The sequence below is a fragment of the Arthrobacter sp. H-02-3 genome, from assembly GCF_003097355.1.
Taxonomy (GTDB): Bacteria; Actinomycetota; Actinomycetes; order Actinomycetales; family Micrococcaceae; genus Arthrobacter; species Arthrobacter humicola.
This window is the reverse complement of record NZ_PYUI01000014.1, coordinates 43356-57744: the sequence shown is the minus strand read 5'-3', so window position 1 is coordinate 57744 and position 14389 is coordinate 43356. Positions and strand designations below refer to the sequence as shown.

Sequence of the window (14389 nt, the reverse complement as noted above, 5' to 3'; positions counted from 1 at the left end):
TAGGCAGGAACGAGCCGGCCGGAAGGGTCACTGCGGGAGGTCTCTAGCGGCTGCGTCAGGGCCGCAACACAGTCCCTGGGAGGTCCATATATCGCGTTCATCTGTGACGCCGTAGGGGACGCTGGCATCGCAGGCGACGGTGTATGTGCCGGGACCCAGCCGGGTGATGAGGATGCCCTGCCGGGCGTCGCGGGCTCGTTGGCGCAGCAGCACCACCGCGGCGCTCAGTTCGTCCTCGATGTTGCTGGCGCTGCTTCCGGTGACGTGCAAGGTCTGTCCTGGTTCGAGTGGCGTGATCATATGGTTCCCTTTGCTGCTCAAGAACTCGTCAATTGTTCGGCCCCTGAGGGGTCGTAGTGGTGGCCCCGGCCTCACAGGACACGAGGTGCGCGTCTTCCGGTATAGGTTGGCGCTGCGTCAGTCGGTCTTGGTGACGCGGTAGAGGACTACCTGGTCGGGGTGGATCCTCGGGGATGCGACGCCGACCTTTGACAGGACGTTGCCGGGGAAGGTGGCTCCGGGGAAAGTCAGGTCATCCTGAGTGGTTCCCCGCAGGGACGTGCGTTCGATCGCCCGGCCGGAGGCCGCCGGCTGGCCCCACCATTCGGGCGGCAGAAGCCCGGAGGGTGTTGTCCCGGGGAAGACGGGTTCCACCCGGTACGTTGCGTCCGGGTCGAGTCCGCGGAGCTTCAGGCGGCCGGCAGGATCCGGGTAAAGGCTGTCGAGTGCCACAGCCGCGAAAATCGCGCGCGACCTGTCCCTGCTGACAACGCCGTGAAACAGGGCGTTGGAATCGTGACCGTCCATGCGGACGACGTCCCCGGTGAGCAGGAGGCTACGTTCCTGCTTGTAGAAGGCGATCCACCGGCGCAGGCCTGATATCTCCTCGGGTGAGGCCTTGGCAAGGTCCCACTCGACACCGAGGTGTCCGAAGATGGCGGTGCCTGCCCGGAACGCCAGGTCGTGCTGGCGGCCGGTGGTGTGGGAGCGCCCCGAAGCGATGTGGGAGCCCATGTACTCCGGCGGCAGCAGTTGCGTGGTCCAGCGCAGCATGGTCTGCCGGTCGTGGGGATCGATGTTGTCCGACACCCAGACCCGGTCCGTGTGTTCCAGGACGCCCAGGTCGACCCGGGCGCCGCCCGATGAGCACGATTCGATCTCCAACTCCGGGTGCAGTGACCGGATTTCCTCAAGCAGGGCGTAGAACGCGAGGGTCTGGGCGTGAACGCCCGGGCGGCCTGCTTCGAGCTGGTTTCCGGCTTCGATGAGGTCGCGGTTGTGGTCCCATTTGATGTAGTCGATCCGGTACTCCGCCAGGAGCGCGAGGATCTGCTTTTTGACGTGCTCGTAGGCTTCGGGGATGCCGAGGTTGAGGACCTGCTGGTGGCGTGACTCCACCGGCCATTCGGTGCGGGCGGCCATGATCCATTCCGGGTGGGCACGGGCGACGTCGCTGTCGGGGTTGACCATCTCGGGTTCGAACCACAGGCCGAACTGCATACCAAGAGCGTGGACGCGGTCCACCAGGGGGTGGAGTCCGGTCGGCCACACGTCCGGTGAGACCACCCAGTCGCCCAGCCCGGAGGTGTCGTCGCGGCGTGAACCGAACCATCCGTCGTCAAGGACGTAGCGTTCGACGCCGATGGCGGCGGCGCGCTCGGCCAGGTCGATGAGTTTGTCCTCGTCGTGGCCGAAGTAGACGGCTTCCCAGACGTTGAGCGTCACCGGCCGCTCAGCCGAGACCTGGGGGCTGCGGCTGCGCACGTGGGTGTGGAAGCGGTGCGCGACCTCGTCGAGTCCGGTCCCATAGGAGGCGTAGATCCAGGGGCTTGTGTAGCTGTCGCCGCGGCCCAGCCGGATTTCGCCGGGCAGGAGTAGTTCCCCGCCGCCGAGCAGTTGCTCGCCGGTGAAGACGCGTTCGGCGTAGTGCTGGTGATTTCCGCTCCAGGCCGTGTGGACGGCCCAGACTTCGCCGTGGCCGAATCCGAATCCGGGGGTTCCTGCGTGCAGGATGTACGCGCTGTCGGCGCCGGTGCGGCCCTTGCGGTTCTCGCGCAGGTGCGTGCCGGTCCGCAGCGTGCCCCGCTGGGGGATGCGTTCGTAGTTGTGGTTGCCTGCGAAGTCCAGCAGTTCCGTGGCTTCCGCGGGAATCGGGAAGGACAGTGCGAGGTCTTCGACCGTGTACTTTTCGTCGCAGAGGTTGGTCAGTTGTGCCCGGCTGCGCAGCAGGCCGCCGGGAAGCAGCTCCAGTGTCAGGTCCAGGCGCAGCCGTTCGGTGTCGTCGAGGGCGCTGATTTCAAGGAGTCCGGGACCGGAGGAGGTGGATGCTGTGACCGGGGTGCCGTTCAGCGCGACGGTTTGGGTGCGGAACTTGGGTGACCAGCCGATGCCATCGAAGGAGCCGCGCAATCCCGGACGTCCCGTCCAGCCGCTGTAGTGCCCGGGCAGCAGACCCGGCCGGGGCGGCAGGTCGACGGTGTTGGAGCTGGTCACCGGGACACTGGCCCCAACCAGGGTTTCGGCCTGTTGGGCGGTCAAGGCTGGAAGTCCGGCTCCCCAGTGGACGATGGCGGGCAGTTGGCCGCCCGTGGCGCCTATCAGCACGGACACTCCGGCGGCTGTCAGTTGCAGGATCGCGTCCCGGCTATCGGTTGGCATGGAACTCCTCATGCGTTGGTGCGGTCAGGTTCGTCACGGGCTAACGCCCGGTTTCGATGCTGGTTTGTGGTGCCATCGCGGTCAGGCCGCCGCGTTCCGGGTCCCGGTGGACCGGCAGTGGGTCCGAGATGACGCCTTCGAAGGAGCCGTCGCTGTTGGCGTCATGGCAGGCCATCATCATCCATTGGCCGGCCCGGTCCTGGATGAGGCGCCCGCTGTAGAGCGGCGCAGTGGTGACGATCGCCGCGGATGCGACTTCGTAAGGTCCGCTGGTTTGATCCGTTTCCAGGCTCCAGATCCCACCGCCGCCGAATCCTTCTGCCTTCTTGGCCGCGAGCGTGTCCACTCCGCAGGAGAACAACAGGACGGTCCGGTCGTCCATCACGGTGGTCTGGGGGACTTCGAGGTGTCCAAAGCCGGCTCCGGGCCGGCTCAGGGGCGGTCGTACCTCCCAGGTCTCCAGGTCCGGCGATACGGCATGGCCGATGACGCCGCGGTTGTCGACGTCACCGGTGTTGGCCCTGGCTGTGATCAGCATGTGCCACCCGTTGCCGGCCGGGTCGGCAAACACCCAGGGGTCCCGCCAGGCCTCTTCCGGCCAGGTCGAATCGCCGTATTTTTCGTACCAGCGTCCGTCGGCTTCGATCACGGTGGCCGGGTGTTTGGTCCAGGTGTGGAGGTCCGGGGAGGTTGCGACGCCGATGGCTTCGATGTTGTGGGTTTCGTAGAATCTGGCTCCGGTGTAGAACATCCGCCAGATGCCGTCAGGGCCCTGGAGCACGCTTCCGGTCCAGGTCGAGGTTGCATCAAAGGCACCGGGGTTATCGGGCTGAAGGACGACGCCGAGCGGGACCCAATTGATCAAGTCCTGCGAGGTTGCATGCCCGATCCGGGCGTTGCGGTGTCGGAGCGCCGGATCGCCCAGGCTCTTGGGAGCGTGGAGAAAGTACATGTGGAAGGTGGAGCCGTCGTCGGCAAGCCAGAAGTCCCACACCCATGAGTCCTTGAGACTGAAAACCAATTGAAATCACCTTTTCTGTTGGTGGCGGCCCGCCCGGGCGGGGCCGCGGTGGGGAAGCGCTAGCCCTTGACTGCGGAGCTGCTGATGCTGGCGACGAACCAGCGTTGGAAGATCAGGAAGACCGCCAGGACGGGGACGATGAACATCGTTCCGAAGGCCAGTACCTGGCCCCACTCGGGTGGCTGCTGGTTTTGGAAGATGCTGATTGCCAGCGGCAACGGCCGCACGGTCGGGTCCGAGACCATGAGGACCGGCCACAGGTACGAGCCCCACTGGGCCAGGAAGGTCAGGATGGCGACGGTGGCAAAGGCCGGCTTGGTGATGGGAACCACGACCTGGAAGAACGTTCGGAATGGCCCGGCGCCGTCAAGGCGTGCTGCCTCTTCGATCTCGCCGGGGACGTCGAGGAAGAAGGTGTAGAACAGGAAGATCGAGAACGCGTTGGCAATGAACGGGATCGCCTGGATGTAAACGGTGTCACGCTGGCTGGAGAACATGAAGTACAGGGGCAGGGCGACGGCTTCGAACGGGATGATGGTCAGGACAATCACCAGCAGGAAGAGGACCTTTTTTCCCCTCCATTGCATCCGGGCGAAGGAGTAGGCCGCCATCGAGTTCACGACCAGGCTACCGGCAACGACCACGGTGGTAACGATGATGGAGACGGCCGCGAACTGTCCGAAGTACCCGGTGGCCTCTGAACTGAGGTGCTCGAAGACACCTGTGTAGTTGTCGAAGGACAGGTTCGTGGGGACGAAGCCGCTGATACCGCTGAGGACCTCGGCGGAGGGGCGGAAGCTTCCGACGATCAGGTAGTAGACGGGCAGGAAGAAGAACAGCGAGACCGCGGTCAATATCAGGTAGTGAAGTGCGGTTTGCCAACGTCGTGTGCGTTTCATGCTGCCGCCCCGCCGCCCTGACTTCAAACTCTTTGAAATCGTCATCAGACGCCTCCTCGCTGGCGCACCGCGGCGCGTTGAATGATTGCGATCACGGTGATGATCAGCATGAATATGACGGTCATGGCGGCGGCCTGACCCACGTTGTTGTTGTCGAAGCCGGTATTGATGATTTGGGTCATCACCGTCTCGGTCGAGGCGCGGTCGACGCTCCCGGACCGGCTCAGGAGATACACCTGGTCGAAGAGCCGGAAGGAGAAGATCGTGGTGATGAGAGCGACGAAGATCAGGGTGTTTCTGATGCCAGGCACCGTGACATTGAGGAATTGAGCCCATTTGTTGGCACGGTCGAGCGATGCCGCCTCGTAGAGTTCGGTCGGTACGCTTTGCAGCGCCGCGAGAACGATGATCATCTGGAAGCTGACGCTTTGCCAGATCGACATGACGATGATCGATCCGAGTGCTGTCGAGGGATCGCCGAGCCAGTCGTGGCCGGTATATGAGCCGCCGCTGAAGAGACCCAGGATGGCGTTGAGGAGTCCTTGGTCTCCCCTGGAGTAGATGAGCCGCCAGATCACGGCTGTCAAGGCCAGCGGGAAGACCAGGGGCATGAAGATGAATGTCCGGAAGATCACCATGCCGCGCAGTTTGCGGTTGACGAGGACGGCCAGTGCCAGTGCCAAAACGGTCTGCACAGGTACGACGATGAGGGCGAATGTGAAGTTGTTCAGCAGCGCCTGGCCGAAAGCTGCAGCCAGGTCAGGATCAGTGAACAAGCGCGTGTACTGTTCGAATCCGACGAAACGCGCCGGACGCGGGCTGTTGAGCTGCACCCGGTAGAAGGACAGCACGAGTGCGAGTACGAAAGGTGCGACAAGGAAGATAGCGAGTCCGAGCAGGGCCGGGCTGGCGAAGAGCGGGCCCGCGAGCCGGTGCCCGGAAAGACCGGCGGCCGACCGGCGCCTTGCCGGCACCGTGGTGGCCTGGATCTGGTGCGTTCGAGTTTGAGTGGTCATGATGGAGGCTTTCGCTGGGAGCGAGTCCGGAGAGGCCCGGCCGGCCGCCTTGGATGCGGCGGCCGGACGACTGCCGGAGGTCTATTTCTTGTATCCGTCGTTATCGGCGAAGTTTTGGTCGATGGCGCGGGCGGCGGCGCTCAGGGCCGCTTTGGCGTCCTTGCCCGCGTAGATGGCTGCCTCGGCTTTGCCCACCTGATCCGTGACGACGGGGTAGCCTGCCGTCACCGGCCGGGTGACGCTGACGCAGGTGTCGCTGATCTGGTCCTCGGTGCCGCAGGCCTTGCTCAGCTGATCGCCGAGGAGCTGCAGCTGCTTTCCGGGGCCGTAGAGAGTGGATGCGGCCAGCGCGGTCTTGGTGGCGGGAGGGGCGCCATTGGCGTCGGTGTAGGTGCTGACGCTCTGGTCAGTCATCAGGAAGTCCAGGAACTTCCCGGCCGCGGCGCCGTTCTTGGTGGTGGCGCCCATGCCCCAGGCGAAGGTTCCGGATGCGGTCTTGGTGCCCTTGCCGAAGTTCGGCAGGGGGATGGAGACGAGATCGCTGCCCAGGGCTTTGTATGTCGGGTAGGTCCAGTGTCCGACCCAGCTCAAAGCGACGCGTCCGCTCGTGAAGGCGAGTCCGTCTGCGTTCGGGTCAGTGTATTTCTTCCAGCTGGCGAACTGTGTCAGGGACTTCACGTTGGCATCTGAGTCCAGCGCTCCGGATGCCTTGTTGTCCTTGAGCATGGTGCCGCCGCCGGACCAGATGACCGGGCCCGCCGAACAGCAGGTTCCCCATTCGCCGGCAAAGCCGTACTGCTCCGAAAGATCCAGCGGCTTGCCGCCCGGAACCACCGTGGCTAGCTTGTCCAGGACTCCCGTGAACTCGTCAGCGGTCCAGGCCTTTTCAGGAGTGGTGGGGTAGGCAACGCCGGCGGCGTCCAGGAGTTTCTTGTTGCCCCACAGTGCAAGGCCGGCATTCATCATGCCGACGCCGTAGACGGCATCATCGACAGTGTTCTGCGATTTGATGGAGTCGGTCTGGTTCGACAGCGTCGCGTCGGACACGGACCCTTTCAGCGGGGCCATCTTGCCGTTGTACACGAAGCTGGCCAAGGTGGGCCCGTCGAAGTCAAGAACATCCGGCAAATCACCCGGCGCTGCAGAGTTCACGGCTTTGGTGTACTGGTCGGAGGGAAAGAGTTTGAGATTCACTTTGATCTTGCTCTGGGAGCTCTCGAAGTTCGAGATAATCTTCTTCAACGCGTCGTTCTCGGCCGCCTGGCCGTCGACCGCCCAAACATTAATCGTGCCCTCGCCCGAGCCAGCCGTGACGGCGGCTCCGGTACTGCCGGTGCTGCTGGTTCCCGGCCCGCCGCAGCCGGTGAGCGCCAAGGCCGCGATAGAGACAGCGGCAGCCGCGGCGAGGATCCGCGCCCCGCTCGGTGATTTCGGAATGGTCATCATTGATCCCTTCGGAGAAGCTGAGATTTTCTGGAATGCGTGCAAAATGCCTGGATATCGTCAGGCGAGAAACGTGAGGAGGATCACTGCTCATGGGCTCAAAAGTGAGTCTACCCGGGTAGACTCAGTCCCGCAAGCGGTTCATTGAGGCCAGGAAATGCGGGTCAAGTTCGGCAAGAAAGCCGGTCAACGCGGGTAGACTACTGAGAACAAGGGAGTGGAAGGTGGTCTACATGGCAAATCCGCAGGTACAGGCCGGAACCGGACGGGTAACGCGAACCGATGTTGCCCGCTATGCGGGGGTCAGCACGGCAGTTGTCAGCTACGTCATCAACGGCGGACCCAAGCCGGTCGCGGCAACAACTGCGGCCCGGGTGCGCGAAGCTATCAAGGCGCTCCATTACCAGCCCAACGCGACCGCCCGCGCCCTGACCATCGGTTCCGCGCGGCTGTTGGGGATGATCGTCCCCGACAGCACCAACCCCTATTTCGCTGAGCTCACTGACGCCATCGCTCAGGCGGCCGGCTCCCGCGGGTACGCACTCCTGGCCGCCAACTCCCGCACGGACGCCGACACCGAGCGCCAAAATACCCTCAACCTGGTATCACGCCAGGTCGACGCGATCATCCTCGCCACCGTACTCAGCCCAAGCGAAGTCGCCGCCATGCCGGTCCAAGGAATTCGGAGGGTCCTGATTGACCAGTCCAGCGCCGCGCACGGTATCCCCACGATCAGTACCGACTTTGAACAGGGAGCCGCAATCGGCGTGCAGCACCTGATCGGCCACGGCTACAAGGACATTGCCATTCTGGTCGGCAAAGACATCGACCCCTCCCGCGTGGACCCACGACACAACGGCTGGAAGAAGGCGCTGCGCGAGGCAGGCCTGCCCGAGGGGCCCGCGGAATTCACCGACTTCACCAGGCAGGGCGGCTACGAAGCCACCCGTCGACTGCTTGATCTGCCGAAGCTGCCCACGGCCATCTTCGCTAGCTCCGACCTGCTGGCAGTAGGCGCACTGCGTGCCATCCACGAAGCCGGCCTGTCCATTCCAAATGACATCGCCGTCGTCTCGTTCGACGGAACCTCGGAATCCGAATTCAGCTGGCCCCAGCTCACGACCGTCCGGCAGCCCATCAACCGAATCGCCGATGCAGTCCTCGAAGCAGCCCTCTCGCCCAACGACACGGACGGGAAGATCCAACTCCTGCCCACGGAGCTCATCATCCGCCGCTCCTGTGGCTGCTGACGAGCCCGACGAGCGTCATCGCCGCTGCGCAGCACGGTGAGGATCAGCTGGGTCTCGTGCAGCACAAACACTCATCGCTCCGCAGCTTGGCGTTGGCATCACGGAGCACAAGCTGACCGGATCACCCCGTACGGGCTGGCCATAGTCCGTTGGCAACTGGACGGCGAAGACCTCACGGTCCACGCGGATGTTCCGGATGGATCCACCCCAGCGCTCCGCCTGCCCGGGATGCCCGATGCGACTACAGGTCCCGGGAACCACAAGCTGGCTTCAGCACTTGTCGGGTAGTAGCCCGGCGACAAGATCGTTGCTGAATAGTGCCTGCCGATCCACGACCGCAGGCGGCCGGCGGAAATCCGGACGTCGGTGCGAGCGCTTGCTGTTCGGGCGGACCGCCCGGGCCGGCGTCGGGTCGCTGTTCCGCAGAGGGGGCCCTTAAGCCGGCAAGCGCCCGGAGACTGCCTTGCCGACGGCGTCAGCGAGACAGCAGCACGCCGACCTGGGCCCGGATGTCCCGAACAATATCGTCGATGCTCAAGGCGGCGTTCACGCTCGCCGCCATGCTGAGGAACATGATCGCGGTGACGATGCGGGCCATCGTTGCGGCATCACCCGCACCGGCCTGCTCGTGCCTGCCCAGGACGGCAGCGGTGGCCTCCTCGGTCTGCGCGACGATGGACAGAGCTTCGCTGTGTCGAGGCTCCTCGGGATCGCCGAAGACCATCTCCCGCAGGTAAGTGCGTCCGTTGTCGACCTGGATGCGGTTGCATTCCACGATCGGCTGGACGATGGCCATCACCGCATTGAGGACATCCGATATGGTTTCGGCATCCGCCCGACCCCGCTGGAGTGCTTCGGCGTAGTGTGCGTTCTGCACGAGCAGCAGGAGTTCACCTTTGGACTTGGCGTAGAGAAACAGGGTCCCGGTGCCGATGTCCGCCTTGTCGGCGATCTGCTGGGTCGTGACATCCTCGATGCCGTGCTCGGCGAACAGCTCGCTGGCTGCCGCGGTGATGCGGTCCAGCTTTTGTTGCTTGTTCCGCTCACGCCGTCCGACCGGCTGGGAGGCGAGAGACATGATGGATCCTCCGGGAATATATTCTGACTGCACTCAGTTATGAGTATAGTCATTACTGTAACGGGTTGAACTCTTCGCTAATTCTCCCACGCCGTTGGCGGGCTACAACGATCCGCCCGGGTGGTAATGGCCGATTACCCATCAACGCAAAGGACTATGCACTCATGACCACGTCATCTACGCTCTGGCAGCCATTCACTCTCGGCGGGGTGGAACTTTCCCACCGGCTTGCCTTGGCCCCGCTGACCCGAAGCCGTGCGAACCCGGACGGCACCCCCGGGGAACTGGCCGCGGAGTACTATGGCCAGCGCGCCTCGCTCGGGCTGATCATCACCGAGGGCACACAGCCGTCCGAGGACGGCCAGGGCTATTTGAACACCCCCGGCATCTACACTCCCGAACACATCGAGGGATGGCGAAAGATCGCCGACACGGTGCATGCCGGCGGCGGAGCGCTGTTCATCCAACTGATGCACGTCGGCCGCATGTCGCACCCGGATAACACCCCGCACCACCGCCGGCCTGTAGGCCGTCGGCGATCTCGGCTGATCAGGACATGTTCACTCCAACGGGCCCGCAGAAGACGCCGGTGCCGCGTGAGTTGAGCGCCAACGACATCCAGGCCACCATCGCCGGGTTCCGCCACGCCGCAGCCTCCGCTATTGCAGCGGGAGCGGACGGCGTGGAGATCCACGGCGCGAACGGGTACCTGCTGCACCAGTTTCTCTCGCCGAACTCGAATCACCGCACGGACGAATACGGCGGATCGGTGGAGAACCGGTCCCGGTTCGTCGTCGCGGTCGCCCGCGCGGTGGCCGAGGAGATCGGGGCAGAGCGGACCGGCATCCGCATTTCACCGGCGTTCCCGCTGGGCGGAATCAACGAAGGGGACCCCGCGGACGTCCGGACACAGTACCGCCACCTGGTCGGCGAACTCGCCACCCTGGACCTTGCGTACCTGCACGTACATCACCTCGGTGACGACGAACTGCTTCGGTCCTTCCGCGACACGTGGCCTGCTGCCATCCTCGTCGTCCGGTATGGGCGCGAACGCGAGCAGATCGCCGACGACATCGACGCCGGGCTCGCGGACATCGCGCCGCTGGGCCGATTCGCCCTGGCGAACCCCGACATTGTTCAGCGCCTGCGCACCGGCGCACCGCTGAACGAGCTGGACCCGGGCACCCTGTACGGCGGCGGCGCGGCCGGGTACACCGACTACCCGGCCCTGGCACACGCCTAATCGTCTGCCGCGGGCCGTCCGCCACCGACCTCACCCAACCCACACCCCTCAGAAAGAAGAAAAAGCCATGCCATCACTCAACGGAGCAGTCGTCCTCATCACGGGAGCCAACGGCGGAATCGGCACGCAGTTCGTGCACGAAGCCCTCGCCCGGGGAGCTGCAAAGGTTTATGCCTCCGCCCGCACCCCCCGCACTTGGAACGACGAACGCATCGTTCCACTCGCCCTGGACGTCACCGACTCCGCCTCGATCCAGGCAGCGGTCGAGGCGGCACCGGACGTGACCGTGCTGATCAACAACGCCGGCGCGTCGGTTCCCAGTGCCGGGATCCTCACCCACACGGACGAGGAGATCCGCCGGAGCGTCGAGACGAACTTCCTCGGACCTCTCTTCGTCGCCCGCGCGTTCGCTCCGGTCCTGTCGGCGAAGGACGAAGCGACGATCATCGACATCCACTCGGCCCTGAGCTGGTACGCCGTCGCCGGCATCTACAGCGCCACCAAAGCCGCCCTCTGGTCAGCGACCAACTCCCTCCGCCTCGAACTCGCCCCCGCCGGCGTGCACGTCGTCGGCGTCCACGTCGCATACGTCGACACCGCGATGGCCGCGCACGCCACCAGCTCGAAGCTCGACCCGGCCGTGCTGGTGCGCACCGTGTTCGACGCCACCGAGGCAGGGGAGTACGAAGTCCTCGCCGACGACACGTCAGTCCAGCTCAAGGCCGGACTCAGCGCCCCCCTCGAAGCGGTCTACCCGCAGTTGGTGGACACGAACGCATAAGCGAACATCCGGCGCCACCGCGTTCACCAAAAGTGGGCGCGGTGGCACCACACCTGCCAGAGGATGCCGCGGTCCACGATGCCCCCAACAAGAGACGACAGAACGGGTGGGGAGTGTCTGAACGACGGTGGATCCGGGGTTGGCCTGACATCCCGGGGCAGCCACCAGCCAGAGGCCGCGTCAGGGGTGGCGATACTTTTGATCACCCTGCTGACGCGTTTGTGCGGCCCCTGTTCGAGCTGGCCAGCGCGACGAGGCCTCACGCCAATGGCTCTGCCCGCCCGTATTCACGGGCGGGCAGAGCCACGGTGCCTCTCTGCTCTGTTAGCGGGATCCTGTCAGGTGCGTGCTGTTCAGTGGGCGAGGAATTCTACGGCGACGGGGGAGAACCTGTCATGGAATTGGAAGATGCCGCCGTGGCCCGAGTCGGGGTAGATGATCAGCTCGGATCCCTTGATGCGCCGGTGCAGGTCCTCGGACAGGATCGACGGCACCATGCGGTCGTTGTCGCCGTTGGCGATGAGGGTGGGATGAGTGAGCTTCGACAGGTCCGACGGCGCGGAGCGGCCGAACTTCTGGATTGCCTTCAGCTGCGTCTGGAAGGCTTTGGTGCTGATCGGCTTGTCGCGGTCGACCGTGCGCTCCTGCAGGCGCTTGATGAACGCCTTCGCGGCCCGCTTGCCGGTGGCGTTGCGGTTAAAGAACAGGAACTCCTTCGGGTCCGCGCGCGTCAGGGTCGCGCGAAGGAGGTCCCAGTAGGTCGTGCTGACCACCTTGTCGATGTCCTTGCCGCCCCGCGGCCCGGTACCGGCCAGCACGAGCTTGCGGACAAGGTCGGGATGCTTGAGAACCAGGTCCTGGGCGATCATGCTGCCCATTGAGAAGGAGAAGATGTCGATCGTGTCGAACCCGAGGGCCTTGATGAAGGTATAGGCGTCATCGGCCATCGCCTCGATGCTGTCGGGAACCTTTCCGGTGGAGGCCCCGACACCGCGTTGGTCGAAGGTGATGACGTGGCGGTTCTTCGCGATGGGCTCGATGATGCGGGGGTCCCAGTTGTCCAGGGTCGCGGCAAGGTGCACGAAGAACACGACGGGGATGCCGGCCTTGGGCCCCAGCTCCCGGTAGGCGTAGGTGACGCCACCGGCGGTGATGGTGCGTGTGGCCGCCTTCGCGTACGAGGTGTCGACGGAGCCGTTCGGGGTGTCGGTGCTGCTCATGCTGGTTGTTCTCCTGGGTGGTCTGTGAGGGGTCTGGCTGCCGGTGGCTCAGGAGGGAAGGGTGACGACGGCTTTGCCGCGGAGGCCGCCCTTGGCCAGCGACTCGAGCGCCTGTGGGGTCTGGGCGAAGTCGAAGACCTGTCCCACGACCGGGCGCAGCACGCCGTCGTCAACCAGGGCGGTGATCTGGCGCAACTGGTCTCCGCTGGCACGCATGAAGAGGAACTCGTAGCTGACGCCGAGCTTCTTCGCCTGCCGCCGGATCCTGCTGCTGAGCCCCGCGATGGCCAGGCGCAGCACAGGGTTCAGGCTGGCTTTGCGCGCGAACGCCGGGTCCGGCGGACCGGCGATTCCGATCGCCTTCCCGCCGGGCTTCAGGATGCGCAGTGACTTCACGAGGTTCTCCCCGCCGAGGCTGTCGAGCACCAGATCGTACCCGGCGAGGACCTGCTCGAAGTCCTGCGTACGGTAGTCGATCACCGTGTCCGCGCCGAGGTCGCGCACGAAGTCGGCGTTGGAGGCGCTTGCAGTGGTCGCGACGGTGGCGCCGAGGTGCCTGGCGAGTTGGATCGCGATCGACCCGACCCCGCCGGCCCCGGCGTGAATGAGAACTTTCTGCCCCGGCCGCACGTTGCCTTGCTCAACGAGGGCCTGCCACGCCGTAAGTGCAACCAGCGGCAGCGAGCCGGCCTCCTCCATGCTGATCGATGCGGGTTTCAGTGCCAGATCGGCCTCGGTGATGGCGATGCGCTCGGCGAACGTGCCGATGCGGTCTTTGTCGGGGCGGGCGTAGACCTCGTCACCGGGCTTGAATCCGCGCACCTTCGCCCCGACACGGATCACTGTGCCGGCGACATCGTTGCCGAGGATCAGCTCGAGCTTGTACGGGAGGATCTGCTTGAACTCACCCAGGCGGATCTTTTCGTCCAATTGGTTGAGGCCAGCTGCCTGGACCTGGACCAGCACATCGCGGTCGCCGACGGTCGGCTCAGGGACGTCTGCTGCGCGCAGCGGCTCCTTGTACTTGGTGACGACGAATGCCCTCATGGCGTGCTGCTCCTCTATGACGTGCGAAAGGATAAAAGTGAGCTTACTCAATAGTGAGCATACTCAGAAACATTGTCAAGTAGGGCCGTTAGGTGCGCGCGTTCATCTAAATGTTCCCGAGGACGCGCGACAGGGTGTTTCTCCAGTCAAGCGTCCCTTCGCCCTCGCGGCCGTTGAATGGCCGGACCTGAATGCGCTCTTCCGGGGGCGCATAATTGTTGAAGACCGCATAGACGATGCAAATGTCCGTGTTCCCGACAAGCTTTCGGTGGCGGGTTTCGACAACATCTTTATTAGCTCCCTGGCGCCAATCTCCATGACCACAGTCGAACACTCCCGCCTCGACATGGGCGTCGCGGCCGGCTGGACAGAGCCGGTGCACATGGTGATTCAGCCAGCCCTAGTTTCGCGGAAGACCACCGCAGGACCGTGGCCTTCATTCGCTCAAGGAAACAGGAGCGCCTAGTCTGTCGAGGTGCTTCGGCGAGCACCGCCCTGGCGGCTGGCGCCGGTCGTGGTTCCAGAATTCCTTGCCCTGCGGTGGATATCGGTACCAGGTGGCCACTCGAGTCTGACTCCGCAAGGGCTCATGTCACGACGTCAGTCAAGCGTTCGTGCGTATCCCACGTATTTATCGGGAGACGCATTGATTTAGGGTCTTTGTATCTCCTGCGCGGCGGCGACGATCTGTAGGCGTATCGTCCCGTTGCTCACGTCGCATGCTAGCGATAGG

General features: G+C 64.4%; 13 protein-coding genes and 2 pseudogenes. 6 read left to right on the top strand and 9 right to left on the bottom strand.

Going from position 1 to position 14389, the window contains the following annotated elements; translation table 11 throughout:
* Positions 1 to 27: 27 nt before the first annotated feature.
* The 6 genes from C9424_RS14035 to C9424_RS14010 all read right to left on the bottom strand — a co-directional run bounded on the left by C9424_RS14035 (position 28) and on the right by C9424_RS14010 (position 7037).
* Entirely contained in the window at positions 28 to 300 is a 273-nt protein-coding gene (locus C9424_RS14035) for a hypothetical protein (RefSeq protein ID WP_116767427.1), read from the bottom strand.
* Positions 301 to 417: 117 nt separating this feature from the next.
* Positions 418 to 2658, bottom strand: coding sequence for an alpha-galactosidase (locus C9424_RS14030; RefSeq protein WP_116767426.1), 2241 nt, complete (start codon positions 2656 to 2658; stop codon positions 418 to 420).
* Between the two features lie 40 nt (positions 2659 to 2698).
* Positions 2699 to 3679 carry a glycoside hydrolase family 68 protein gene (locus C9424_RS14025; RefSeq protein WP_116767425.1) on the bottom strand — a complete coding sequence of 327 codons (981 nt, stop codon included), beginning with the start codon at positions 3677 to 3679 and terminating at the stop codon, positions 2699 to 2701.
* A gap of 59 nt (positions 3680 to 3738) precedes the next feature.
* Complete coding sequence (locus C9424_RS14020; protein ID WP_237563463.1) at positions 3739 to 4578, bottom strand: carbohydrate ABC transporter permease; 840 nt, start codon at positions 4576 to 4578, stop codon at positions 3739 to 3741.
* A 44-nt stretch (positions 4579 to 4622) separates the two neighbouring features.
* On the bottom strand, positions 4623 to 5594 hold the full coding sequence (locus C9424_RS14015; RefSeq protein WP_116767423.1) for a carbohydrate ABC transporter permease: 972 nt from the start codon (positions 5592 to 5594) through the stop codon (positions 4623 to 4625).
* Positions 5595 to 5675: 81 nt separating this feature from the next.
* Complete coding sequence (locus C9424_RS14010) at positions 5676 to 7037, bottom strand: ABC transporter substrate-binding protein (protein ID WP_237563462.1); 1362 nt, start codon at positions 7035 to 7037, stop codon at positions 5676 to 5678.
* A 293-nt stretch (positions 7038 to 7330) separates the two neighbouring features.
* Between C9424_RS14010 and C9424_RS22225 the strand changes: the two are divergent.
* The 3 genes and pseudogenes from C9424_RS22225 to C9424_RS22220 form a co-directional block, all read left to right on the top strand.
* Positions 7331 to 7438 (top strand): annotated as a pseudogene (locus tag C9424_RS22225) (LacI family DNA-binding transcriptional regulator); the annotation flags it as partial.
* Between the two features lie 57 nt (positions 7439 to 7495).
* The gene (locus C9424_RS14005; RefSeq protein WP_442862044.1) at positions 7496 to 8287 is read left to right on the top strand and encodes a substrate-binding domain-containing protein; all 792 of its coding nucleotides are present in this window, start codon (positions 7496 to 7498) and stop codon (positions 8285 to 8287) included.
* A gap of 36 nt (positions 8288 to 8323) precedes the next feature.
* Positions 8324 to 8575, top strand: a complete 252-nt coding sequence (locus C9424_RS22220) for an alpha-L-rhamnosidase C-terminal domain-containing protein (protein WP_442862042.1) — start codon at positions 8324 to 8326, stop codon at positions 8573 to 8575.
* Between the two features lie 187 nt (positions 8576 to 8762).
* On the opposite strand, the gene C9424_RS14000 is transcribed toward C9424_RS22220, so the two are convergent.
* A complete protein-coding gene (locus C9424_RS14000; protein ID WP_116767421.1) occupies positions 8763 to 9365 on the bottom strand; it encodes a TetR/AcrR family transcriptional regulator in 603 nt (200 codons plus the stop codon).
* Positions 9366 to 9529: 164 nt separating this feature from the next.
* Here C9424_RS14000 and C9424_RS13995 point away from each other — a divergent pair.
* Positions 9530 to 10608: pseudogene (locus C9424_RS13995) on the top strand (alkene reductase).
* Positions 10609 to 10675: 67 nt separating this feature from the next.
* Positions 10676 to 11389 (top strand): SDR family oxidoreductase, encoded by a 714-nt coding sequence (locus tag C9424_RS13990; RefSeq protein ID WP_116767420.1) that lies wholly within the window; start codon positions 10676 to 10678, stop codon positions 11387 to 11389.
* Between the two features lie 353 nt (positions 11390 to 11742).
* Here C9424_RS13990 and C9424_RS13985 read toward each other — a convergent pair whose 3' ends face one another.
* On the bottom strand, positions 11743 to 12609 hold the full coding sequence (locus tag C9424_RS13985; RefSeq protein WP_116767419.1) for an alpha/beta fold hydrolase: 867 nt from the start codon (positions 12607 to 12609) through the stop codon (positions 11743 to 11745).
* Positions 12610 to 12657: 48 nt separating this feature from the next.
* Entirely contained in the window at positions 12658 to 13656 is a 999-nt protein-coding gene (locus C9424_RS13980) for an NADP-dependent oxidoreductase (RefSeq protein WP_116767418.1), read from the bottom strand.
* Between the two features lie 37 nt (positions 13657 to 13693).
* On the opposite strand from C9424_RS13980, the gene C9424_RS21305 reads away from it, so the two are divergent.
* Positions 13694 to 14122, top strand: a complete 429-nt coding sequence (locus C9424_RS21305; protein ID WP_133247522.1) for a substrate-binding domain-containing protein — start codon at positions 13694 to 13696, stop codon at positions 14120 to 14122.
* The last annotated feature ends 267 nt before the right edge of the window (positions 14123 to 14389 follow it).